This window comes from Vibrio sp. JZG120, from assembly GCF_053890955.1.
Window position 1 is genome coordinate 35,071 of the sequence record NZ_JBSRRK010000006.1, and the last position, 20,782, is coordinate 55,852.

Annotated in this window: 31 protein-coding genes; 11 read left to right on the forward strand and 20 right to left on the reverse strand. The window is 45.8% G+C overall.

Features of this window, described 5'->3' with window-relative positions; all coding sequences use genetic code 11:
* Positions 1-43 precede the first annotated feature (43 nt).
* From ACWPOD_RS14260 to ACWPOD_RS14315, 12 genes are all read right to left on the reverse strand, one after another.
* The gene (locus ACWPOD_RS14260; RefSeq protein ID WP_456231989.1) at positions 44-1,015 is read right to left on the reverse strand and encodes a DUF968 domain-containing protein; all 972 of its coding nucleotides are present in this window, start codon (positions 1,013-1,015) and stop codon (positions 44-46) included.
* A gap of 10 nt (positions 1,016-1,025) precedes the next feature.
* Entirely contained in the window at positions 1,026-1,331 is a 306-nt protein-coding gene (locus ACWPOD_RS14265) for a DUF4406 domain-containing protein (protein ID WP_170890366.1), read from the reverse strand.
* Entirely contained in the window at positions 1,328-1,636 is a 309-nt protein-coding gene (locus ACWPOD_RS14270) for a hypothetical protein (protein ID WP_456231990.1), read from the reverse strand. The genes ACWPOD_RS14265 and ACWPOD_RS14270 overlap by 4 nt, the downstream gene beginning before the upstream one ends.
* Positions 1,633-2,328, reverse strand: coding sequence for a phage antirepressor KilAC domain-containing protein (locus tag ACWPOD_RS14275; protein ID WP_456231991.1), 696 nt, complete (start codon positions 2,326-2,328; stop codon positions 1,633-1,635). The genes ACWPOD_RS14270 and ACWPOD_RS14275 overlap by 4 nt, the downstream gene beginning before the upstream one ends.
* Before the next feature lie 191 nt (positions 2,329-2,519).
* A complete protein-coding gene (locus tag ACWPOD_RS14280) occupies positions 2,520-3,509 on the reverse strand; it encodes a helix-turn-helix domain-containing protein (RefSeq protein WP_456231992.1) in 990 nt (329 codons plus the stop codon).
* Positions 3,509-3,802: a hypothetical protein gene (locus ACWPOD_RS14285; RefSeq protein WP_456231993.1), complete on the reverse strand. Its 294-nt coding sequence runs from the start codon at positions 3,800-3,802 to the stop codon at positions 3,509-3,511. Before ACWPOD_RS14285 ends, ACWPOD_RS14280 begins: the two co-directional genes overlap by 1 nt.
* Positions 3,799-3,999, reverse strand: a complete 201-nt coding sequence (locus ACWPOD_RS14290) for a hypothetical protein (protein WP_238778041.1) — start codon at positions 3,997-3,999, stop codon at positions 3,799-3,801. Before ACWPOD_RS14290 ends, ACWPOD_RS14285 begins: the two co-directional genes overlap by 4 nt.
* Entirely contained in the window at positions 3,999-4,172 is a 174-nt protein-coding gene (locus ACWPOD_RS14295) for a hypothetical protein (RefSeq protein WP_213896969.1), read from the reverse strand. The genes ACWPOD_RS14290 and ACWPOD_RS14295 overlap by 1 nt, the downstream gene beginning before the upstream one ends.
* Positions 4,159-4,320, reverse strand: coding sequence for a hypothetical protein (locus ACWPOD_RS14300; RefSeq protein ID WP_238778032.1), 162 nt, complete (start codon positions 4,318-4,320; stop codon positions 4,159-4,161). Before ACWPOD_RS14300 ends, ACWPOD_RS14295 begins: the two co-directional genes overlap by 14 nt.
* Before the next feature lie 32 nt (positions 4,321-4,352).
* Positions 4,353-4,544 carry a hypothetical protein gene (locus ACWPOD_RS14305; RefSeq protein WP_020335499.1) on the reverse strand — a complete coding sequence of 64 codons (192 nt, stop codon included), beginning with the start codon at positions 4,542-4,544 and terminating at the stop codon, positions 4,353-4,355.
* Positions 4,541-5,050: a phage regulatory CII family protein gene (locus tag ACWPOD_RS14310; protein WP_456231994.1), complete on the reverse strand. Its 510-nt coding sequence runs from the start codon at positions 5,048-5,050 to the stop codon at positions 4,541-4,543. The genes ACWPOD_RS14305 and ACWPOD_RS14310 overlap by 4 nt, the downstream gene beginning before the upstream one ends.
* A gap of 27 nt (positions 5,051-5,077) precedes the next feature.
* Entirely contained in the window at positions 5,078-5,296 is a 219-nt protein-coding gene (locus tag ACWPOD_RS14315) for a helix-turn-helix transcriptional regulator (protein WP_456231995.1), read from the reverse strand.
* A gap of 118 nt (positions 5,297-5,414) precedes the next feature.
* Here ACWPOD_RS14315 and ACWPOD_RS14320 point away from each other — a divergent pair, with 118 nt between their 5' ends.
* The 10 genes from ACWPOD_RS14320 to ACWPOD_RS14365 all read left to right on the forward strand — a co-directional run bounded on the left by ACWPOD_RS14320 (position 5,415) and on the right by ACWPOD_RS14365 (position 10,966).
* The gene (locus ACWPOD_RS14320; RefSeq protein WP_456231996.1) at positions 5,415-6,077 is read left to right on the forward strand and encodes a LexA family protein; all 663 of its coding nucleotides are present in this window, start codon (positions 5,415-5,417) and stop codon (positions 6,075-6,077) included.
* Between the two features lie 135 nt (positions 6,078-6,212).
* Positions 6,213-6,518, forward strand: a complete 306-nt coding sequence (locus ACWPOD_RS14325; protein WP_456231997.1) for a hypothetical protein — start codon at positions 6,213-6,215, stop codon at positions 6,516-6,518.
* A 399-nt stretch (positions 6,519-6,917) separates the two neighbouring features.
* Positions 6,918-7,310 (forward strand): hypothetical protein, encoded by a 393-nt coding sequence (locus tag ACWPOD_RS14330; protein ID WP_065274651.1) that lies wholly within the window; start codon positions 6,918-6,920, stop codon positions 7,308-7,310.
* A 39-nt stretch (positions 7,311-7,349) separates the two neighbouring features.
* A complete protein-coding gene (locus ACWPOD_RS14335) occupies positions 7,350-8,168 on the forward strand; it encodes a DUF2303 family protein (protein ID WP_456231998.1) in 819 nt (272 codons plus the stop codon).
* Positions 8,169-8,228: 60 nt separating this feature from the next.
* Positions 8,229-8,579 carry a hypothetical protein gene (locus ACWPOD_RS14340; protein ID WP_456231999.1) on the forward strand — a complete coding sequence of 117 codons (351 nt, stop codon included), beginning with the start codon at positions 8,229-8,231 and terminating at the stop codon, positions 8,577-8,579.
* Positions 8,580-8,596: 17 nt separating this feature from the next.
* The gene (locus tag ACWPOD_RS14345) at positions 8,597-8,974 is read left to right on the forward strand and encodes a hypothetical protein (RefSeq protein WP_456232000.1); all 378 of its coding nucleotides are present in this window, start codon (positions 8,597-8,599) and stop codon (positions 8,972-8,974) included.
* A 1-nt stretch (position 8,975) separates the two neighbouring features.
* The gene (locus ACWPOD_RS14350; RefSeq protein ID WP_456232001.1) at positions 8,976-9,188 is read left to right on the forward strand and encodes a hypothetical protein; all 213 of its coding nucleotides are present in this window, start codon (positions 8,976-8,978) and stop codon (positions 9,186-9,188) included.
* Entirely contained in the window at positions 9,181-9,396 is a 216-nt protein-coding gene (locus ACWPOD_RS14355; RefSeq protein WP_456232002.1) for a hypothetical protein, read from the forward strand. The genes ACWPOD_RS14350 and ACWPOD_RS14355 overlap by 8 nt, the downstream gene beginning before the upstream one ends.
* Positions 9,397-9,500: 104 nt before the next feature.
* On the forward strand, positions 9,501-9,731 hold the full coding sequence (gene xisR, locus ACWPOD_RS14360; protein WP_047104247.1) for an excisionase family protein: 231 nt from the start codon (positions 9,501-9,503) through the stop codon (positions 9,729-9,731).
* A complete protein-coding gene (locus ACWPOD_RS14365) occupies positions 9,731-10,966 on the forward strand; it encodes a tyrosine-type recombinase/integrase (protein ID WP_456232003.1) in 1,236 nt (411 codons plus the stop codon). Before xisR ends, ACWPOD_RS14365 begins: the two co-directional genes overlap by 1 nt.
* Positions 10,967-11,166: 200 nt before the next feature.
* Here the strand turns inward: ACWPOD_RS14365 and ACWPOD_RS14370 are convergent, their stop codons facing one another.
* From ACWPOD_RS14370 to ACWPOD_RS14405, 8 genes are all read right to left on the reverse strand, one after another.
* A complete protein-coding gene (locus tag ACWPOD_RS14370) occupies positions 11,167-11,640 on the reverse strand; it encodes a DUF2947 domain-containing protein (RefSeq protein WP_167426441.1) in 474 nt (157 codons plus the stop codon).
* Between the two features lie 13 nt (positions 11,641-11,653).
* Positions 11,654-12,241 carry an HD domain-containing protein gene (locus ACWPOD_RS14375; protein WP_005376917.1) on the reverse strand — a complete coding sequence of 196 codons (588 nt, stop codon included), beginning with the start codon at positions 12,239-12,241 and terminating at the stop codon, positions 11,654-11,656.
* A gap of 1 nt (position 12,242) precedes the next feature.
* Entirely contained in the window at positions 12,243-12,827 is a 585-nt protein-coding gene (rimJ, locus tag ACWPOD_RS14380; protein ID WP_046876178.1) for a ribosomal protein S5-alanine N-acetyltransferase, read from the reverse strand.
* 36 nt (positions 12,828-12,863) lie between these two features.
* A complete protein-coding gene (gene tyrR / locus ACWPOD_RS14385; protein ID WP_005376914.1) occupies positions 12,864-14,408 on the reverse strand; it encodes a transcriptional regulator TyrR in 1,545 nt (514 codons plus the stop codon).
* A 100-nt stretch (positions 14,409-14,508) separates the two neighbouring features.
* The gene (locus ACWPOD_RS14390; protein ID WP_167426440.1) at positions 14,509-15,549 is read right to left on the reverse strand and encodes a YcjF family protein; all 1,041 of its coding nucleotides are present in this window, start codon (positions 15,547-15,549) and stop codon (positions 14,509-14,511) included.
* Positions 15,546-16,922 (reverse strand): YcjX family GTP-binding protein, encoded by a 1,377-nt coding sequence (locus tag ACWPOD_RS14395; protein WP_167426439.1) that lies wholly within the window; start codon positions 16,920-16,922, stop codon positions 15,546-15,548. The genes ACWPOD_RS14390 and ACWPOD_RS14395 overlap by 4 nt, the downstream gene beginning before the upstream one ends.
* A gap of 263 nt (positions 16,923-17,185) precedes the next feature.
* Entirely contained in the window at positions 17,186-17,371 is a 186-nt protein-coding gene (locus ACWPOD_RS14400) for a hypothetical protein (RefSeq protein ID WP_012841654.1), read from the reverse strand.
* A gap of 173 nt (positions 17,372-17,544) precedes the next feature.
* Entirely contained in the window at positions 17,545-19,062 is a 1,518-nt protein-coding gene (locus tag ACWPOD_RS14405; RefSeq protein WP_005376905.1) for a fumarate hydratase, read from the reverse strand.
* Positions 19,063-19,332: 270 nt separating this feature from the next.
* On the opposite strand from ACWPOD_RS14405, the gene pabB reads away from it, so the two are divergent.
* A complete protein-coding gene (pabB, locus tag ACWPOD_RS14410) occupies positions 19,333-20,694 on the forward strand; it encodes an aminodeoxychorismate synthase component I (RefSeq protein WP_456232004.1) in 1,362 nt (453 codons plus the stop codon).
* The last annotated feature ends 88 nt before the right edge of the window (positions 20,695-20,782 follow it).

Genomic DNA, 20,782 nt, shown 5'->3' on the forward strand with positions numbered 1-20,782 from the left:
CCATCCCGTTTCAAGTAAGTTTCTATGTGAAGGTGTGGGCTTGTTACCCCAACGCCCCAACCATCAGCGCCCTATTAATCGTCTCTTTCACATGCCAGAGCTGATCGCCGTGTTGACGTTCCCAGTGGTTCACATTGCGGTGTAGCTCTTGGTGGTGATCATGACACAGCGGGATGGTGAACAAATCCGAGGCCTTGCTGCCCATCTTCCCTTCTCCATGGCCTATTAGGTGATGAGCAATACCTGCAGTCTTACCACACACTCGGCAAGGCAGCTTTCGCACGAACGAAAGGTATTTCTCACTCTCCCAACGGATTGGCTTTGGCTTTCTCAAATACATCGCTGGTGGATCGTCATCGATGACTAATTTGAGAACTGGCTTTGCTAAACGTTGTAGTTGCTCACGCTGACCTTCGAATACGTACCTGGCATCTGTATCCACGTTTCCAAGTACACCGACTCGCTTGCTGCCCTCTTCTCGTTTGAACTGACGATCGAGAACAGACTGCGGAAGTAACGAATACACATCATTGCGAACGGCCCACCAGCATAAATCAACATCTGTAATGCGCCTTACTTCACCATACAGCTGGCGAGATACAACCATCAGACCGTGGCGAACCGTATTTCTTCGCGCTATCGAAAATGCCTGGTGACTGTCGTCGGCCATGTTGTCGTGATGCCAACACAAACGAATCGCTCCCTCGCCGGTTACTCGAGTTTTCAAATTATGATTGCAGTAGCCTTCATCCTTCAGCTGACACTCGGAAATCGTATCAACGTACTTAGCCGTACTACCGATAAGCAGTTGCACGTCTTCATGAGCGAAGAACGCCACCAAAGAGAGGTCATCTGAAGACAACCCTCCTGTGGCCTTTGTGGCCAAACGTTGATTGGGAGAAACTAATCCGATCTTACCGTCCACCAGCAAACGTTGAATGGCCTCTTTATTTGGGTTTAGTGGAATGAGCGCGGCATTCAGTGTCGGGACAACATCCAAGCTGACTTTTAGCATCTTCCCTCCCTTAGGCGACTTTAGACTCAAGCAACGGCTTAGTAACCAGCTGCTTACCCATCTCGACCGCTTTGTCGTATTCCAAGCGAGCTCCTTTCGAAAGCTGCCAACCATCCAAGAACACCACCGTATCGCAGCAGGCCATCATAGGAATGCAAATGTGCATGTACTCTTCCCACTCAAAACCATCCGGCAGAATAGCGGGGTTCATAACAATACACCCACGGCGTTTCAATTCATCTTCCATCGCAAAGAACGCTGGCTTGTTAAACTCTGGTAACCCCGTCATTGGGCCTGCAATGTAAACCTTCTTCACGATAATGCTTCCTTTAATGTCTCTACTGCTTTTCCGCTCTTAATCATACTTCCGGTGAATCGGAGTACTGACCAACCTCGTAATGCTGCTTCGTTGTATTTCTCGCAATCTTTCTCATAACCACTGCCGCGAGTGTGGCGACCTCCTGCCCAGGTACCGCCTTCCACCTCTACCGCCAGCTGCTGCTCTGGATAAGCAAAATCAAAACGCCAGCGCCGTGTCTCATGAAATCGGTATTCCTTCTCTGGTAGGGCTAACCCCATCGCCTTGATTTGGAAAAGAAGCGTTTTCTCTAATTCGCTCACGCTGCCACCGCCTTTAAATGACCTGTTTCAAGAAGTTTTTTACGCAGCCAGATTTCACCCTTTCCGGTGATCAATGCTGTGTGACTGATACGTGTTTGGGAGTTAGTTTCGTAAGTGCCCTGCTTCACCGTAAAGTAACCACGCTCGACATAGTCTTGATATGGCAAGTTGTAAGAGTCCCCACGGCTCATGAAGATCTTTAACTCTCGAAGTACACGGAAAATAGTCACAGGCCCCAAACCAACCGTTTTTGCAAACTGTCCGAGCTTCACGCCTTTATCGGCTCCCGCGATAGCATCGGCAAATTCTGCCTTTGGTGCCGCGATAGCTAATGCCTGGTTCTTTTCTTCCAGTTCCTTGGCTTGGTTGGCCGCTAACTGCAGTGCTTCAGCATAAGTCGTCGGTATTGATGGTTTACCTGCACTTTCTAATTCATCCCAGCGCTTAATAATGGAATGACGCAATTTGATGTTGTAGCCAGAAACCAACGTCAGCGTGAGCTCGCGATTCAAGTTGTATTGAGTGTATTGATTGCCATTGTGCCAAAACTGGGAACCCTCCAAATTTGGATGGTTCAGTTCTGCCACCATTCGTTCAATATCTCGTTTAACGTGCGGGTGCTGCTTACCTGTCAGCTCCGCAATCTCTCGACTGCTCATTGTCATCTCTGTTTGGGTACTGATACTTAGCATTCAACTCCCTCCGCTCACCAGTATTCACTCAAGAACCCTAGGCCCTTATCCAAATCTTGCTTGTGTTGCCGGTTCTCGTGTCCGACATCCGATATATTTCCACACCCTGATTGCGCGCTTTAGTGATCAACTGAGTTAACTCCAAAGCAGAAATCCCTAACTCCTTGCAAAGCTCTCCAGGAACCCAAACCTTAGGCCGCGAAACCATCACCCCAACTAACTTCTCCACCATCTGAATTCACCTCCGCTAGTTGATCTAACAATTCCCTGCGTTCGTCCGAAAGACGTTTGATTTTGTTCTTACTGGCTTGAATCGCCTGCTCAGTCCCGCCATGGCTCATCACCCGAATGAGATGTTGGTTCTCGCTGTCGATGTCCATCTCAATCTGGCGAACCTGAGCGTTAAGCTCGTCACCATCGGATTTGGTTTGCTGCGGTTGCTGCTCTGGCGGCAGGTAACGCCCCTTGTCTTGCTCACGGCCTAGCCAAGCTGTGATAAATCTAACCATGCCACCTAAGGTCTTGCGCTTACGTGGATTCGCGTCACCCCAAACTTTCATCTTGCGCAGTTGCTCGAGCACATTCACTGCTGGGTAGGTCTGTTTCCATTCCATCACCTGAGTGGTGCTAACTTCGTAGAATTGATCTTTGCGATTGGTAGGCAGACAAATAACCGGAGGCTCGCTGGCTTCGAGCGGTTCGCTCGGAGCAAGATCTTTACTTGATGGTTCTATTGGTGGATCTATTGGTGGTTTATAGCCGGATTCCGACCTACCCCCAGCCGGAATTTGACCTACCCCCTCTGGTTGTTTCGTCTGTTCGAGTTTCGAACGTTCGACTTTTGAACAGACGAAATTCGACTGTTCAAAATCCGTCTGTTCATCCGCTTTCTTTTTCAGAAGCATTACTGGTAATTGGTACTGATTATTCGAACGTACTAAGCGACCTGTATCCGCCTTTTTGAATTGGTTCTTTTTGAATAGCCAACCACCCTTTTCCAGTTTCTTAAGCGTCGATTTTACTGTGGTAGGTGAAACACCAGATTTACGAGCAATGGTATCGATAGACGGCCAGCAAAGGCCGCTATCGTCCGCATGGTCAGCTAGGCAAAGCATCACCAACTTATCAGAACCTTTAAAACTCGGAATGTCCCAAACGTAGCTCATTACCTTTACTGACATTATGCGATCCCCCATGGGTATATTGGCTTTCCGAGAATCAAATCAGCGTCACTATCAAGCTGTGAAAGTTTTTCTTCAGATTGGTCCGTTGTTAAGTATCCTTTGCGTAGCTGAGCTTTTATCCAATCGCGACGCTCCGACTTCCAGTTTTTTCGAAACTGCCTGTCGTAATCTTCAACAATTTCAATTCTGTTTTGGTAGTCCTGTTGCTCGTCACTGGTCAGGAACGGCTTCACATCTAATTGCTTAATGCGGTCGAGTGCGCATTTTTTATCAAACCCCGACAAATTCATGCTTCCACTCTCCCTACTACCAAACGTTTATTACCTTGACCCAACACAGCAAACGAGGTGGATGACGAAACCACATCAAAACCACTTAATGCGATAGCATCTTCAATAGCCGTGTCGATTGATTTGGTCAGCAGTGAGAACTCCCCACTGCTGAGCTGCTGACCGGATAAGTCAAAATACGCAGCAGAAAAAGACATCACTTACCCCCTGCCCAGTCTGCAAACGAACTGCGTGGCTTACTCTTTGCCAGAGCTCGTGACTTTGGTTTTAATGCCGACTCATGCTGCTTGGCACTCGCCTTAAACTTGGCGTCTCCCATCGCAGCGCGACGGAGGTTATCAACCTGCTTTAAACGCTCACTTAATTCCATAGCCTTGCTCCTGTCTCATTCGGCTTACAGTTCGCTTGCTTACCCACTTCCAATCACCTTGCTTGGTCGCCAAAAAATAGACGTAGTTATCAAAAACTAAGACGGCCTTAATCTTTGCGCGATCACGCTGTTGTGTTACTCTTTCCATTGAATCTCACCTTTGCTTGTTGATTCACGGCCCTAACAAGTTGCCGCTTGTTGGGGCTTTTCCATTTCTAGATGTGCCAAATATCTCTGGCTCTTTGTGTTAATCGCCTTGAGTGCCTCCTTCTCCAGCTGTTGCTTAACCGCGGCGTTCTGCTCCAGTGCAATAGAACTGCGATACATCTGTACCAGCTGCTCTATCGTGTTGAGCGTTTCCATCACATTCATGACAAGACTCCCGAAGACATATCACCAAACATCATGGCCATGCTGATACCACCAAAGCGGCTCTCTGCGGCGTAACCAATCGTCATGGCCGAAGCCACCAGCGTATGAATGGATGAAGACAAGCGACTAACGCCATTGGCAGAAAGCTTGTTTACGTTAAGTTGCTCGGCCATCTCACCAAGTGCCTTGGTAGCAACCAAAAACTCAGTATTAAGATTTGCCTGGGAGTTGTAGTTAAACGGCATCGGCGTGCACAGCCCGACCTCTTTGCATAGGCCGTCGATCATGCTGTAGTCGCCAGACTCTTTGGTGAACGCAATAACATCATCAACAAACAACTTCGATTCCGGTTGGTTAGTGTTAAAGCGTTTCTTTAGTCGGTTGCTGTAATCCACTTCTGAGTAACCAAGCCTTAGAGCAATAGCGCGTAGGCTATGGCTGTTCTTAAAGCGAATAACACCTTCATAGAAGCGAGGGAATTTCCCCTTTCCTTGTGTGTGGGTCATTGGTGTTCTCCTTAATTGTTAATACGATTAGGCTTTGTGTTCTAATGGATTCGGGAAAACATCTTGAAAGTCACAGTTTGAACCTAATGCTCGGAGACTGTTTACAATCAGCCAACAGGTATTGAAGTCTGGAGTCCTTCGCCCCCTCTCGTAATGGTAAATAGAACCAGCTTCAATACCGGAGTGTTCAGCAAGCTGCTTAACGCTGATCGAAGCAGCCTCTCTTACTTCCCTAATTTTTTGCATGTAAACCTCGAATAGCTCTCACATACAAAATGTACATTATGTATATAAATGAATCAAACTAAATATACATTTTGTCGATTGTTTTGTTTTGTACAGAATGTACATTTAAGGGATGAAAATGAATTGGACAGATCTGGTTAAAGCCAGAATTAAAGAGCTTGGATTAAACCAAGAGCGCCTAGCTGAAAGGCTAAACGTTACTCCTGGTGGTTTGGGACACTGGTTAAATCAGCGCAGGGAGCCATCACTGGAGCAGATAGCTTTGATACTAAAAGAAGTTGGATTAGAAAGAATAATTCTTCATTCTGATGGTACTTTAGAGTATCCAGAAGAGGTTGTGTGTAACACTAAGCAACCAATCAAGCAGCCTTCCTACATTAAAAAGTTCCCACTCCTAAGTTCAGTACAAGCAGGAGCTTGGACAGAAGCTTATGAACCGTACAGTGTTGAAGAAATCGATGATTGGTATGAAACGACTGAGCGAACTAGCGATTGCTGCTTCTGGTTAGAAGTCGAAGGTGATTCAATGACAGCCCCAATTGGTATCAGCTTCCCTGAAGGAACTCTTGTTTTAGTCGATAAAGAGAAAGCCTACCAAAATAACTCATTGGTTATAGCTAAACTAACCCACACAAATGAAGCTACATTTAAAAAGTTGATAGTAGATGCTGGTCAACGTTATTTAAAAGCACTAAATCCAAATTATCCTACAATGATCCCCCTAAACGAGCAGTGCAAAATTATCGGAGTAGTTGTAGACGCAAAATTGAAACTTTATTAAAAATTAAACTATCAATAATTTGTACAGATTGTTTAATAAGCTCCAAGGTATTTACGGTTAAAGTTCTGTAAAGTGACTAGTATTAGCTGACTAGGAATGGTCGCTACTTACAAATCTAGTTTAAAAGGAGGTTTCATGAGGGCTATTACAATAACATTTATTCTTTACGTTATTGCCATGCCATTGCGTGCAGAAGAATGGATGGAAATTTGTGAAAAGTATGGAAGTCTAGCCACATCAATAATGAATAATCGGCAGGTGGGCGTGTCGATGTCCAAAATGATGGAGGCAGTTGATGGTGATAAATTGCTACAAAATCTAATTATTGAAGCTTACGACAGCCCACGATTTTCAACAGATAAAATGCAGAAAAAAGCAACAGAGAGATTTAGAGACGATACTTACCTAGCATGCGTGAAATCGATGAGACCTAAAAACTAACGCTCTAGGAAACAGAATTGCGCTACTCTCACCCCACTCACTAACTTACACGCGTAAGCATGTTTATTAATAGCTAATTAAATTTCCATTCTACTTTTTGAACCGCCTTTAGGCGGTTTTTTTATGCCTTTCTCAAATTAATATACATTTTGTATTGATAAGAACATATACATTATGTACATTTAATCCATTCCAACGACTTACACCAGCAGCTGGTGGGGCGAATAACCACTGCACCGGAGCGTTTCTGCCTATGTCTGTCTTACGACGAAAAGTGAAACGGTGACCGGAAGTGACTATCCAAGGATGGGAACGGGAATGCCCTTACTTAGGGCACAACCTAAAGCCTTTCTGAGCAAGGGTTTTAGGGTGTGGATAACCAATCTTGAGGAACGAATCATGAGCAAAGAAGCAGGCAACCTAAGCATAGAAGACCGTACAACCAACTTTCCCAAATTGATGCAAGAGCTAGATGGCGGCGTTATCTCCAACGTTATTGGCCTTGCACTCTCTAACGTTTCACGCGCTGTTTCGTACAGCGATAAACAAGGCGAAGTAAAGCTGAACCTAAAGCTCAAGCCAATGGGTACCAACAACGAAATGGTAGAAATCACGGCAAATATGTCAGTGAAAGAACCTAAATCGGGCTTTGGTTCCAAGAGTGAGGACTTTCAGTACACCTCTATCGCCTACGTCGGCAAAGGCGGAAAGCTCACCTACGACCGACCAAAAGAAGATATTCACGGCCAAGCCGTTATTGAAGAAGGTCAGCTTCGCGAAGTACGCGGCTAACCCAGTCCACCAGCAATCACTCTAAGAGAGAACAGATAAATGGATAAATCAGCAATCCAACAGATTCAAGAATCAGCGAATGCCCCACAGTTCTTAGAACAGTTACAAAAGGCAGGTTTCCCTGTTGCTGCTCTACCTGAGTCATTCGATTTGCATGACTTAGAGAAGTACATGCCAAACCGCAATCAATTCCGCGGCTTAATGCGTACCGCTAACATCGATGAGTTCGTGCGCTATCACGAGCATTACCAAACCGAAGGTAACCAATGCTTCATTGATGCTGAGCAAATGACCGCAGTCACTATCTTTGACCTTGGTACTCATAACTTCCCTGGTCACTGTAAGCACCAGGCTAAATTGGTGTTGCGCCAAACGGCTGCATTTAAAGCGCTCATCAATATGGATGAGAAAAAAAACAACCAAAAACAACTGGCTGAATGGGTCGAAGACTACAGCGAATTTGTTCAGGTTTTCTCTACTAGTGGTGAGCTAATCGAAAACTCTGTGGCTTCGGCGGCGATTCGCAACATGAAGTTCGAAGCGAAGGCTGGCCGTGAATCAAACGTAGATGATTTCAGCCATCACCAATCTGAGTACGAGTCCATTGCCGTTCGTACTAAAGAAGAGTTCCCAATGCCTGCGGTGTTTAAGTTCACGTGTGTCCCGTACTTAGGCTTAGCAGAGCGCACCTTTGAAATGCGTATGAGCACTATCGGTAACGAAATCCTAGTTCTACGCATCAAGAAGTTTGAGCAACACGAAGAAGAGATGGGCGAAGAGTTCCAAACCAAGCTTCAAGCCTGCTTTAAAGACGGCGAGATCGAGATTGATACCTTTATCGGTTCGTTCTCCAGCTAATCATGTTGGCGGTGACTAACATTGCCGCCAGTTTTTCAGTTGATCAAATAAGGTGACGTAATGAAGAAACAACAGTGCACATGGGAAATTGGTGATACGAGTTATCGACTCAGTTCTGATAGCAGACCAATGCACCTATTCGTTCGGCTACGGGCTGGTGATTTAACGTTTACCGCCACTAACCCAATCTCTATTAGCATCCATCTCGAGCAGTTAACCGTGCTAGGTGAGAAATTCTACACATTGACATTAGGTGACCTGACCCTTTGTGCTCTGCCGGAAGCCGCAGCAAAAGATATCGCCAGGGTACTTGATTGCGAACTATGTGAAAGATGTGAGAAGTGCGGAAAAGAAGCTGAGCTCGAATGGGATGAAACCGGCGAATACATGTTTATTTGTGATGAGTGCTAACTGGAGGGAACAAACGCATGGCACTTACCAAGGAACAATATATAGAAGCACAACGCATCGTTGGCTCAATACAGGGTAATGGAAGATCAAAAGCGGTGGGAAGGTACTTGCTTGAACATCCAGGCAGAAACTCAACCTATCAGATTAGTAGTGATTTGGGTGTTAAACCTCAGCTGATTTGCAAAGCCGTCTACTACCTGCGTGGTAAGGGACTGAAAATCAAATCTGAACCTCGCTCGATTTATCCTTACTACAAACTAACCATGGACGAGAAGGACAAGGTGCCAAACAAGAAAACGTCTGTAAGAGGCGATTCTAATTGCGAAGGCTTCCGCTTTGTCAAAAAAGCCCATCCGTTCAAGCCGAATGTCTTATTACCGCACTGGAGAGCGTGAGATGTCAGAGAAGAAAAAGCCAAACGAACACTTTGTTAAGCGTCACTTAACCAACAAGCTCCAAGCACAAGGCATCTCCGGCCACCAGCTGGATGAAGCCATCGAACGTGGCATTCAGTACTACCACTACGGTACTTACGACAAAGCAAACACTATTCAATGCTGTGTTAACCATTCACTGCAATACGTAAAAGGAGAACTTACTCATGGCTAATGCAACTTTTCAAACCGAACTGGGCGCGGTGACAGCAAAAGGCCCCTACTTCAGCTTTATTCAAGGTCGTGAAGTCGTTCAACTCACTTTCATCAAGCCTGAGAACGAAGAGAACGGCTACGGGGTATGTAAAGAGTTCCCGAGTGATATCAGTCTATCACCAGAATTTATGACCAACTTTGCCGAACAATCAATAGACCTGCTCTAACTTCTCTACCCGTAGTTCATTTTATGTAATTAGCCCATGCCCCATCACTTGATAACGGGGCATTGCAGGACTTTTATTTTCATTATTTATTGGAGGTTTTACCGATGAGAACATTTACGGTGATTCAACTAGAGCCTAGTCGTTGGGTGAAAGAAGATCTTCTGATTGATTTAACAGGCATGTCTACCAATGAAATCAAAGACTATCGTCAGTTTCGTTGGATTGAAGGCGTTCACTTTAAAAAAGCATCCGGTAAGAGTAGTGGTGGTGGCAAGAGTTTTAAGTATGACCGTGTTGCCATTGATGAGTTTTCAGCAAGAGAAAGGGTTGCGTAATGAACACACCAGAAGGTGTAGAGATCCGCGGTAAGTCTATCCGCATTAGTTTTACGTACCGCGAGATGCGTTGTCGGGAGACACTAAAAGGATGGGAAGTCACCAAAGGCAATCTCAAAAAAGCGGGGCATCTGCGCGCATCTATACTTTCTGAAATTTCATTAGGCACTTTTGATTACTTATCTCGCTTTCCAACATCAAAGAAAGCACAACTCTTTGCGACACCAGAACAGCGAGGTAAGAACCTTACCGTTCGCGAGCTGTTTGATGACTATATTCAACTGAAGCAAACCACAATGGCCTCTCAGTCACTCTATGTATTGAGTACCACAGCAAGAGCATGCTGCTTGTTTGTTGGGGAGGAACGTACTATTTCCACCATCACGATCATGGATGCACTCAAATGCCAAAAGTTAATGGTCGACTCCCCTACTCGCACTGGTGCATCACGCAGCGCTAAGACGATTAATAATATGATCAAACTTCTACGCCGATGCTTTGACTTAGCAGTGAAATCGAAGTTTATTGAGGACAATCCATTTTTGCATGTTGAGTTGCTGAGTGGTGGCTCTGGTGAACCGGACCCACTAGAACTAGAAGAATTCCACCAGCTAATAGAATCAACGACCAACTTACAGCAGCGGAATATGTTCACCCTAGCCATTTACACGGGTATGCGAACTGGTGAGCTCTGTGCGTTAGCGTGGGAAGATGTTGATCTTGAGAAAGGGACAATCGAGGTTACTCGAAACGTTACGATTGAACGAAAGTTCACAACCCCGAAGAATAAGAAGTCAGAGCGAACTATTCACCTACTTGAGCCTGCACTCCTCGCCCTTAAATCTCAAAGAGAGCTCACCATGTTTAGCCCGGTGAGAGATATTTTTGTGGAAGTAAAAGGGTCAAACACCTTTCGCCAGGAAAGCGTTCGGTTCGTGTTTATTCCAGAACGTCGCAATGGCCAAGCACCGAGTGAAACCTACAAGACGACAACATACAATCGACTATGGTCACGCGCACTTAAGCGAGCTAGCATTCGCCATCGCTGCTCATATCAATCTCGACATACCTACGCCTGTTGGTTGATCACCAAAGGCGCAAACCTGTCTTTTATCGCGGAACAGATGGGGCACAAGAGCACGATGATGTTGGAACGTGTCTACGGCAGATTCATGAAATCACACTCGCATGAGCAGATCGAATACTTAAATGGGATCATGGCTTCAAGTAAATAATTTTCGATTGTCCCACCAGCGCCCCACTTTAGTTGGGGCATAATACCAACTAGTAAAAACAATCACTTATAGCGTGGGTGTATATACCACACAGATTTATACTCACGTTATCGAGCGCGGGGCTGGTGGCGTGTTGAGTCCATTATCCAGCCTTTAGAAAAACAAAGCCACCTCGAAAAGGTGGCTTGCTGTATAACTCGCTATTGACGAACACCGAGTTTCACATTGCCTTTTGAATCAAACCAAAGCGCTTGTGAACGGCGACGTCCAATCAATATTGGACCATCATCATAAAAGAGAAAGTTCTTCCAATGCTTTTTAAAAATCGACCATTTAGTTTCGATGACATTGTACTTCTCGTAGCAAAAGTAAACGGTCACATCGTCTTGCCAATCGATATGTGCTTCTACTTCCGCTGGCATGTCCGGATCATCTAACTCCCACGAAGCCATCCAATCAACGACTTCAGACCAGTTCGCCTCGTTCATTGGCCAATCTTGGGAGCTAAGTCGATCCATATCGGGGCTTTGAGCACTAATATTTTCTTTCCAAAATTGTGCTGAACGAGCTTGGCTCATCGGCTTAATAAAAGCCAAATCTTCTTCTGGCACAGGCATCGACTGATGCGTAAAAATCCATTTTCTTTGGTATTCATCCAAAGGCAAATAAGACATTCAGTCTCCTTTATTACGATTTCAGCCAACCTTTCTCTGTGGCTTCTTCTATCAACTCTTTCGCTTTGTCCCATAAGGTAACAGAGCCAAATTCAATTCGTTTATTAATGGTAAGTGCTTGTTCACGAGAGACGCCATGTTCCTTCCAACTCTGACCATTATTATGGTAGTTCAAGAGCATTGGAATTAACCGATCGAGTGCTTTTGCATACTTAGCATCATCGGTCTGCGCGGCTTCAAATTCATGCCAAAGCGCCAATAATTCTTGCTCCTGATCGCTGGGTAACATACCAAACAAGCGTTCTGCCGCTCTAATTTCTTTTTCTGCCTGCTCTTGAGACGCGGCAGTATCATAAACAAAGGTATCCCCCGCGTCGATCTCTACTACGTCATGTATCAATAACATTTTCATCACTCGGCAAATATCAACAGGTGCATTTGCATGCTCTTCCATCAATATTGCCATCAGTGCGACATGCCAACTATGCTCACCACTATTTTCGAGACGCCCTTCAGCACTTTTAACTCGGGTTCGGCGCAAAATACTTTTGAGTTTATCGAGCTCGATTACAAGTGCTAATTGCTTTTCCAATCGCTCCATACTATCGCCCTTCTGGTTGCCAATTCGGATTAATAAGTGACGTTAGAACGTGGTCTTGCCATTCACCATTAATCAAAAGGTAATCTTTTGCATACCCTTCTCGATTGAACCCTACATGCTCTAGCACAGATTCACTACGTTTGTTGTGAGGCATGTACCCGGCTTGAATACGATGCAGTTTCTGAACGTTAAACATGTAGTCGCAAGCCATAGTTAATCCACGACGCATATAACCATGCCCTTGTGCTTTTTCAGCGAGAGAGTATCCGACGTTACAAGAATAAAAAGGGAAACGACTCAAATTACTAAAGGATATCGTACCTAGCATTTCACCCGAAGAGGCTCTGACCAAGAGGCAATAATACCCCAACCCCATTCGATGCAGCTCATTGAGCTTGATAAGCTTTTGCAACCAACCGTTCACTGAGAAAAAAGCTTCTTCACGTTTCGGCTCAAACGGTTTCAGATATTCTCGGTTCGCTTGAAAATACTCGGCAATCATATCTGCGTCACCGATTTCAGCGGTACGCAGAAGCAAGTCACCGTCCAACTTATGAACGGCGATAGATGAGCTGTTATCTTCCATTACAAATGATTAATTCCGTCTTTTCGTTCAATTCGATTAATTCTTGCGGATACCGTAATCACGCAGTTTATTAGCGATTGAGGTATGCGATACATTTAAGCGCTTAGCAAGCTTGCGGCTTGATGGGAATGACTGATACAAACGCTCCAGAACTTGAGATTCATAATCACGCATGATCTCATCCAATGAACCGTCGATGTTAAGAGTCGCACTACCAGCACCGACTGACTGAGGCTGAGGTAAATTGAAGTGATCCGCGTTTAGTATACCACCATCCATTTCTGTGAGCGCTCGAAGAACCATGTTATCGAGTTGGCGCATGTTTCCTGGCCACTGATAATTTGCAAGGGCATCAACTAGACCATCATCAAACTCTGGCTTATCAATCCCAAGCTGTTGAGCATGTTTCGCCACAAATAACTCAAGCAATGGCGCAACGTCATTTGAGCGCTTACGTAACGGAGGAATGCTGAGCGTAAGTACGTTGAGACGATAATACAAATCTTCACGGAACATTCCTGCCTCAGAAAGTTCGGCAAGGTTATGTTTTGTTGAAGCGATGATACGAACATCGACATGCATCTCATCTTCTGCACCGACACGACGGAAATTACCATCTTGTAGAAAACGTAACAGCTTGATTTGAAGATGCGAACTCATTTCACCGATTTCATCAAGAAATACTGTCCCGCCATTTGCTTGCTCAAAGATGCCTTTGTGACCTTGTTCGTGGTTAAACGAGCCCGGCGCATGACCAAAAAGTTCGGTTTCTGCTACATCGTCAGGCATCGAAGCACAACTCAAAACTAAGAATGGCTTGCTCGCACGGCTAGAACGGCTGTGGCAAGCTTTAGCAAGCATTTCTTTACCGGTCCCTGTTTCGCCCTCAATTAACAGTGGCTGGTCAAGCACAGACAGCTTCTTAGCTTGGTTCATTAGCGCTTTATGACGGTTCGATATACCAACAAAGTGCTCAAAACCCAGAGGATTATGCAGTGGTAGCGCTTCTTCTATTCTTGCGACTTGCTGACTAGAGCGAATCGTCATCAGTGTACTAGCTAAGGTCGAGTTTTGCGCTTCGTCTCGGATATAAACTGGCATCAACTCAAGAACATAGTCCAAGCCATCAATCACAAGGTTTTCCCGCGTTCTGCCATTCACACCTTCAGACCAGCGAGAAAAACGAACACTTGGCAGCAAAGCTCCGATCTGCGTACCAATTACTTCTTGCTTGTGAAGACCAAGCAGTGAAAGTGCAGACATGTTTGCCATGTCTACGGCACCTTTAAGGTCGATGGCAAAAACCGGATCGGGCAAGTTATCAACTAGCGAGAGCAACTCCGTATTGTGGCGCTCCATCGGCATAAACTGGATTTTACGTACGTCTTTCACCCCCGGAATACGGCGGATTTCAGCCATCAGCTCACTAAACGTATCAAAATCAATATCTGGGCAATTCAAATAGATAATACCGCTAATATCGATTTCGATACCACGCAAGTCGATGCTTTTAGACGCTAAAATATCGAGCAGTTCTCGGGTCAAGCCGAGTCGATCTTCACATAAGACTTCAAGACGCACTGAAAATATCCCAATTCACGACTGTCAGGAAAAGTTGACAGTAGTTTCTATCATGCTTGGAATGGCGTCAAGCAATCCTATCCATCAAAGTTGATATTCGTTACGGTTTCATCGTAATTGATGCAACTTTCGCCGCCACAGCCTTGCGTATGGTGCCCAATTTAACCTGACGGTCAGGATACCAAGGTAGTGGACGCAATAAGGTCATCGCTTTCAAGCCCAAACGCGCCGTTAGAATACCAACACCTAGCCCCTGCCCCGCACGAGCAGAGACTTTGCCAGCAAGGTCCATCGACATCAAGTCCATACTGGCATCAATAGCTAGCTCACTGGCACCAGCCGCCGCCATATTGACAAATACCGCTTTTAGTAGCTTGATGCGAGAGGCGTAACCTAGCTCTACCCCATATACTTTGGAGAGGTTGTCGATCATTTTGAAATTTCGCCACGCCACCAGCAACATATCAGCGGCAGCCAGAGGGCTCACAGCGACTAGGGCCGCACACTCGGTTGCGTGCTGCGATACGATTTTCGTTGCCAACTTGTCTTGTTGGCTCACGACCATCGAGTCATACATATCAAGGACTTCAGCATCACTATGAGCAGGGTTAATGCTGTTCCGCCAACGATCAAAGCCCGGGCTCTCTACCATCACATCACTTTGTTCTGCCACATTTTCGCAAAAGGCTTTCCCTTTCCCCACACTCTCACTATTAACAAGCGCTTCTGCTTCTTCTTGAACACTAAAATGATTTCGTAGTTTGCGCAGTTTCCAAAGCTCTTTACCCATCGCCCCTAAACCAAGCGAAGCGATCGCAGCAATAAACCCCGTCCAGCTTAAAGCCAGCCAATCAGAAGTTTGAATTGCGGTTATAACCGAGTCCACCGCTTGCCAGCCAACCAAACCAGCGAAGGTGGCAAATGCGCCAGTCGCGAGCCACTTTCTGCCCGGTTTTGGACGAATGACATGCTCGAGTTGCAATTCCTGTTCGGTCTCCTGGCGCTCTTCTTTAACTTCAACAGGTACGAATGTTTCTTTTTCGCCGAATGTTTGCTGCGCCGTCAACTCCGGTTGATTCGATTGCTGCTCTTTTTCCATTGCCTTTTCAGAGAAAACTTGTTTTTGCTTCAACTCACTCATTTCAATTTATCTCCAATCAGGTAATCCAGTGCTTTGTCTAAGCGTATGTGCTTCACTGGCTCATCATTCGGTGAGGGCATTGGACGGAATGACGTAAAATCAAATCCGTTGTTTTGCCAATAAGCCGCATTTGGTAGCTTTTTCGGCACTTCTCCCGGAAACATCGTCATCGGCTCACCATCCAACGTCGTACCCTGTAACGCCGGAATCGTCTTATCTCCAGAAGAAATAAATCCCGTCGTGGTTGATTGGATAGAAGCGATACTCATGCAACTCATCTCGATATTCTCGTAGGCTGCGGTTTGCCACGCTGGATGCACCATTTGTTGTAGCAAAGACACCAAATTTGGGTGCTGATCGGGCGTGATATGATCCGCTTTTGTGGCAGCAAACAGCACTTTGTCGATTTTTGGTGAGAATAAACGGCGCAAAAAGCTACTACGACCATAACGGAAGCTATGCATGATCTGCTCTAGCGCTTGGCGCATGTCGTAAAACGCTTCATCGCCGGCATTGAGAGGCTGCAAGCAATCCACAAGTACAATCTGGCGATCGAAGGTCGCAAAGTGATGCTTATAAAACGCTTTCACTACTTTCTGTTGGTATTCCTGAAAACGCGCTTCGAGCATCGCCAAGTTGCTGCCCTTAAGCGCCTTGCTTTCCGGATCAGCACGACACGGGAAAAACTGTAGCACTGGCGCGCCTGCTAGCTCACCAGGTAATACGAAGCGGCCAGGCTGTACCCAATGAAGACCTGCGTCTTTACAGGTATGAAGGTACTCGGTGTATGTATGCGCAACTTTCTCGAGTAGTTTCTCGTTCACTTCAGCAGAAAGATCCACCTTTTCTAATTCAGACAGCCAAGCTTTGGCTAGATCGCCACGCTGGCCTTTAAGTGCATCAAACTGAGTTTGCGACCACGTCGCAAAGTCCATGTCCAATAACGGCAGGTCGAGCAACCACTCTCCTGGATAGTCGATAATATCAACATTTAAAATTGCGGTTTTACTCAACAGCTTTTTCGTGGTTTTATTTGGTTTGTACTTAAGCGCTAAGCGAATCTCACTCACATCCCGTGTTGGTACTGGCCATTGAGGTCGGGTCGCATGGATCTGGCTCATCGCTTCGTCGTAAGCAAAACGTGGCACCATCATATTCGCTTGAGGTTCACGCTTCGCTCCAATAAGACGCTTATCTCTGGCTGCAGTCAAAAGAGGCAAATTATCATGGGTAGCGGTATGGAGAAGCTGATTCACTAATGACGTGATGAATGCCGTCTTACCTGCACGAGAAAGTCCGGTGACGGCAATTCGAACATTGGAATCCATACCTCTGTTGATAAAGTCATTGACTTCTTTCTTTATTCTTTTCATTGCGCTTCTTTATCTTACTCCGCTCTAAAACAACGTTATCAGCCACTTCGGGGATTAATCTATGAATACTTACCTTTCAATACTGAACTCTATGAGTCTAACTTTATATACCTTAATAAAAGATGAACAAAACATTCGCTTAAAGCAGGATGAAAAAAGAAAAGCCTCTGAGTGGTTCAGAGGCTTACTTAATCAACACTAAAGCATTAGTGACCCTATTTATTCTGATTACTGTGTTGAACAGAAACCTGCTTTCTTTGAGTCTAGTCGTCTTCGATTAATTTATAGATAACAAATAGAGCGATTTCTAAAATCAGCCACAATACACACGTGATGGTCACGTACTTCTCATCAAAGATGCTGATGCCGTGAAGGATCAAGTCGTAGCCAACAAAGCCACCTACCACTACAGCAAGAATAATTTGTAGAATCTGAATAAAACGAGGCATGCCGTCTCCTAATTATTGTTCGCATAACGTTTGATTGCTATGCCCTGAGGTTTATATCTACATTATATAGACAAAAAGTGCAGTTTTCGCTGCACTTTTGTCAAATGTTTGCTAGGTAAATCAGCACCTTGTCACATTCTCTCTCCTGAGACAATGTAAGATTACCGTTTGCCTTACGCTTCCATCTCTTGGATTTTCACTTTCCAAGTGTCAGGACCGATTTGGTGTGCGTTAACGCCATTTGAGTCTACAGCCACTGTTACTGGCATATCTTCAACTTCAAACTCGTAAATCGCTTCCATACCTAAATCTTCAAATGCGACAACGCGAGCTTTCTTGATCGCTTTCGCTACAAGGTACGCCGCGCCACCAACAGCCATTAGGTAAACCGCTTTGTGATTCTTGATAGATTCAACCGTTGCAGGACCACGCTCAGCTTTACCGATCATGCCCATGATGCCTGTTTTTTCTAGCATCATATCGGTGAATTTATCCATACGCGTTGATGTTGTTGGACCAGCAGGACCAACGACTTCATCACCAACTGCATCGACAGGACCTACGTAGTAAATGAACTTACCGTTTAGATCTACACCTTCTGGTAGACCTTCGCCATTATCTAGCATGCCTTGAATACGTTTATGCGCTGCATCACGGCCAGTCAGAATTTTACCTGATAGAAGAACGGTTTCGCCTGTCTTCCACTCTTGTACTTCTTCTTTAGTAATCGTGTCTAAGTTTACGCGACGCGTGTTTTCTCCCGCTTCCCAAGTAATGTCTGGCCAATCTTCTAGTTTAGGTGGCGTGAGCTCTGCTGGGCCGCTGCCATCAAGCGTGAAGTGTACGTGACGAGTCGCCGCACAGTTCGGGATCAAACAAACAGGCTTAGAAGCCGCGTGCGTTGGCGCCGTTTTGATCTTAACGTCGACAACAGTTGTCAAACCACCAAGGCCTTGCGCGCCGATACCAAGTTTGTTCACGCGATTGAAGATATCAAGACGAAGCTCTTCTTCTGCGTTTTGCGGGCCACGGTCAATAAGCTCTTGAATATCGATGTGTTCCATTAGAGATTCTTTTGCCAATACCGCTGCTTTTTCAGCCGTACCGCCGATACCAATGCCAAGCATGCCAGGAGGACACCAGCCCGCCCCCATTGTTGGTAGCGTTTTTTCTACCCACTCAGCAATATCGTCAGATGGGTTTAGCATCACCATCTTAGTTTTGTTTTCGCTACCGCCGCCCTTCGCAGCGATCTGAATTTCAACTTTATCGCCCGGAACCATGTTGATATGTACGACGGCAGGCGTGTTGTCTTTGGTATTAATACGTTTACCGGCAGGATCCATAAGTACTGACGCACGCAACGGGTTGTCTGGGTTCGTATACGCTTGTCGAACACCTTCATCTACCATCTGCTGAACCGTCATGTCGGTTGAGTCCCATTGCACGCCCATACCGATGTTGACGAAACACGTCACGATACCAGTATCCTGACAAATTGGTCGGTGACCTTCTGCGGACATTCGGGAGTTAATTAGGATCTGAGCAATCGCGTCTTTAGCGGCTTGGCTCTCTTCGCGGTGATAGGCTTTTTCAAGAGCTTGAACAAAGTCTAGCGGGTGGTAGTAAGAAATATACTGTAGCGCATCAGCGACACTGCTGATCACATCCTGCTTGCGTATTACCGTCATTACATGCCTCGTTATAGTTATGCTTCCATTATTGGCTTGGCTTCAATCGTGTTTGTTGAGCTTATTGCTCTTTTGAGCTTCGTTTTTTATAAACAATTGTCGAACGGCTGATATCGACACACGAAACGCTGAAGTCGCCTACTTGTAAACCATCTCAAAACCCTATCAATAGAGGGAGTTTGGCTATACAGAGGAATATGATACTCTTGCTGCCCATGACATGCCATGCAGTGAACGATCTCTTTGTCACAAATTACACAAATGAACAACATGGACAATCAATTCATTGATTTTAAAGCGCTGGAATATGCACCAGAGTTTGCTCTTCACCTCTTTTCTCGCATTCAACACCAGCCTTGGGCGATGTTGCTGCGTTCTGCATCAGAAACGCATATCGATAGTCGCTTCGATGTGTTGGTTGCCAACCCAATTGCAACGTTAGAAACCACTGCCGACAGCACACAAGTTGAAACGCCATCGAATGCCTATTCAACTCAAGATGACCCATTCACGCTGCTTCATCAGTTGCAAGAAGAGTGGCTTCCTCACGTTGAGTTAAATAAAGAATTGGATTTGCCTTTTGTCGGCGGAGCGCTCGGTTACTTCAGCTACGATTTAGGTCGACGCGTAGAAACAATGCCAGAACTGGCCGAAAAGGACCTCAACACGCCTGATATGGCGGTAGGTCTGTATGAATGGGCCGTCGTTGTTGACCACAAGCTTAAAAAAGCATGCTTAGTCGGTCAGAATATCGAGCAAGCTTGGCAATGGATAGACAAACAAGAAGCGGAGCAAAGTGTAGACTTCGCTCTGTCCGGCGATTGGCAGTCAAACATGACGAAAGAGAGCTACGCTACTCGCTTTGACAAGGTGCAAGAATATTTGTTGAGTGGTGACTGCTATCAGATCAATTTGGCGCAACGCTTTAACGCACCGTATCAAGGCAGCGAGTGGCAAGCGTATCTGAAATTGGAGTCCGCGAACCAAGCGCCATTCTCAGCGTTTATCCGTATACCTGAGTCTTCGATTTTGAGTATCTCTCCAGAGCGATTTTTAGAACTCAAAGATCGCGTCATTGAAACGAAACCAATCAAAGGCACTCGACCACGCAGCGAAAATCCAAGGCAAGATAACGCTAATGCCCATGACTTGCAGACTGCGGAAAAAGATCAGGCAGAAAACCTGATGATTGTCGATTTGCTGCGGAATGACATTGGTCGAGTTGCATCACCAGGTAGCGTTCACGTGCCAAAGCTGTTTGAGATTGAAAGCTTCCCCGCAGTGCATCATTTGGTGAGCACCATTCGTGCGAATTTGGATGAGCAATACTCTCCTGCGGATTTGCTGCGAGCGTGTTTTCCAGGCGGTTCAATTACCGGCGCACCTAAAGTTCGCGCAATGCAGATCATTGAAGAATTAGAGCCGCATCGACGCAGCGCGTATTGCGGCAGTATTGGCTACATTTCTCGCCATGGTCGTATGGATACCAGCATCACCATCCGCACTCTCGTAGCGGAGAATCACGAACTGTACGCTTGGGCAGGCGGCGGCGTCGTTGCGGATAGCGATTGCGCTTCTGAATATCAAGAAACGTTGGATAAGCTCTCAAAGATTTTGCCAGCGCTGCAATAGTAGGTTTCGCCAAATGGCAACGGTCTATGAATCCTGCTAACGAAAACAAGCAAAAACGCCTCCAGTACGGAGGCGTTTTTGTGAGCGT

What these genes read in the sequence shown, in the direction of transcription:
- ACWPOD_RS14335 (WP_456231998.1), top strand. Translation starts at nt 7,350, where the DNA reads ATGGATAAATCAGCAATCCAACAGATTCAAGAATCAGCGAATGCCCCA.
- xisR (WP_047104247.1), top strand. Translation starts at nt 9,501, where the DNA reads ATGAGAACATTTACGGTGATTCAACTAGAGCCTAGTCGTTGGGTGAAA.
- ACWPOD_RS14355 (WP_456232002.1), top strand. Translation starts at nt 9,181, where the DNA reads ATGGCTAATGCAACTTTTCAAACCGAACTGGGCGCGGTGACAGCAAAA.
- ACWPOD_RS14340 (WP_456231999.1), top strand. Translation starts at nt 8,229, where the DNA reads ATGAAGAAACAACAGTGCACATGGGAAATTGGTGATACGAGTTATCGA.
- ACWPOD_RS14350 (WP_456232001.1), top strand. Translation starts at nt 8,976, where the DNA reads ATGTCAGAGAAGAAAAAGCCAAACGAACACTTTGTTAAGCGTCACTTA.
- ACWPOD_RS14280 (WP_456231992.1), bottom strand. Translation starts at nt 3,509, where the DNA reads ATGTCAGTAAAGGTAATGAGCTACGTTTGGGACATTCCGAGTTTTAAA.
- rimJ (WP_046876178.1), bottom strand. Translation starts at nt 12,827, where the DNA reads ATGGAAGATAACAGCTCATCTATCGCCGTTCATAAGTTGGACGGTGAC.
- ACWPOD_RS14330 (WP_065274651.1), top strand. Translation starts at nt 6,918, where the DNA reads ATGAGCAAAGAAGCAGGCAACCTAAGCATAGAAGACCGTACAACCAAC.
- ACWPOD_RS14400 (WP_012841654.1), bottom strand. Translation starts at nt 17,371, where the DNA reads ATGCCTCGTTTTATTCAGATTCTACAAATTATTCTTGCTGTAGTGGTA.
- ACWPOD_RS14365 (WP_456232003.1), top strand. Translation starts at nt 9,731, where the DNA reads ATGAACACACCAGAAGGTGTAGAGATCCGCGGTAAGTCTATCCGCATT.
- pabB (WP_456232004.1), top strand. Translation starts at nt 19,333, where the DNA reads ATGGACAATCAATTCATTGATTTTAAAGCGCTGGAATATGCACCAGAG.
- ACWPOD_RS14260 (WP_456231989.1), bottom strand. Translation starts at nt 1,015, where the DNA reads ATGCTAAAAGTCAGCTTGGATGTTGTCCCGACACTGAATGCCGCGCTC.
- ACWPOD_RS14285 (WP_456231993.1), bottom strand. Translation starts at nt 3,802, where the DNA reads ATGAATTTGTCGGGGTTTGATAAAAAATGCGCACTCGACCGCATTAAG.
- ACWPOD_RS14305 (WP_020335499.1), bottom strand. Translation starts at nt 4,544, where the DNA reads ATGAATGTGATGGAAACGCTCAACACGATAGAGCAGCTGGTACAGATG.
- ACWPOD_RS14345 (WP_456232000.1), top strand. Translation starts at nt 8,597, where the DNA reads ATGGCACTTACCAAGGAACAATATATAGAAGCACAACGCATCGTTGGC.
- ACWPOD_RS14300 (WP_238778032.1), bottom strand. Translation starts at nt 4,320, where the DNA reads ATGGAAAGAGTAACACAACAGCGTGATCGCGCAAAGATTAAGGCCGTC.
- ACWPOD_RS14390 (WP_167426440.1), bottom strand. Translation starts at nt 15,549, where the DNA reads ATGAGTGAGTTGAAGCAAAAACAAGTTTTCTCTGAAAAGGCAATGGAA.
- ACWPOD_RS14375 (WP_005376917.1), bottom strand. Translation starts at nt 12,241, where the DNA reads ATGGAGCGATTGGAAAAGCAATTAGCACTTGTAATCGAGCTCGATAAA.
- ACWPOD_RS14395 (WP_167426439.1), bottom strand. Translation starts at nt 16,922, where the DNA reads ATGAAAAGAATAAAGAAAGAAGTCAATGACTTTATCAACAGAGGTATG.
- ACWPOD_RS14370 (WP_167426441.1), bottom strand. Translation starts at nt 11,640, where the DNA reads ATGTCTTATTTGCCTTTGGATGAATACCAAAGAAAATGGATTTTTACG.
- ACWPOD_RS14315 (WP_456231995.1), bottom strand. Translation starts at nt 5,296, where the DNA reads ATGCAAAAAATTAGGGAAGTAAGAGAGGCTGCTTCGATCAGCGTTAAG.
- ACWPOD_RS14275 (WP_456231991.1), bottom strand. Translation starts at nt 2,328, where the DNA reads ATGCTAAGTATCAGTACCCAAACAGAGATGACAATGAGCAGTCGAGAG.
- ACWPOD_RS14320 (WP_456231996.1), top strand. Translation starts at nt 5,415, where the DNA reads ATGAATTGGACAGATCTGGTTAAAGCCAGAATTAAAGAGCTTGGATTA.
- ACWPOD_RS14325 (WP_456231997.1), top strand. Translation starts at nt 6,213, where the DNA reads ATGAGGGCTATTACAATAACATTTATTCTTTACGTTATTGCCATGCCA.
- ACWPOD_RS14290 (WP_238778041.1), bottom strand. Translation starts at nt 3,999, where the DNA reads ATGTCTTTTTCTGCTGCGTATTTTGACTTATCCGGTCAGCAGCTCAGC.
- ACWPOD_RS14405 (WP_005376905.1), bottom strand. Translation starts at nt 19,062, where the DNA reads ATGACGGTAATACGCAAGCAGGATGTGATCAGCAGTGTCGCTGATGCG.
- ACWPOD_RS14310 (WP_456231994.1), bottom strand. Translation starts at nt 5,050, where the DNA reads ATGACCCACACACAAGGAAAGGGGAAATTCCCTCGCTTCTATGAAGGT.
- ACWPOD_RS14295 (WP_213896969.1), bottom strand. Translation starts at nt 4,172, where the DNA reads ATGGAATTAAGTGAGCGTTTAAAGCAGGTTGATAACCTCCGTCGCGCT.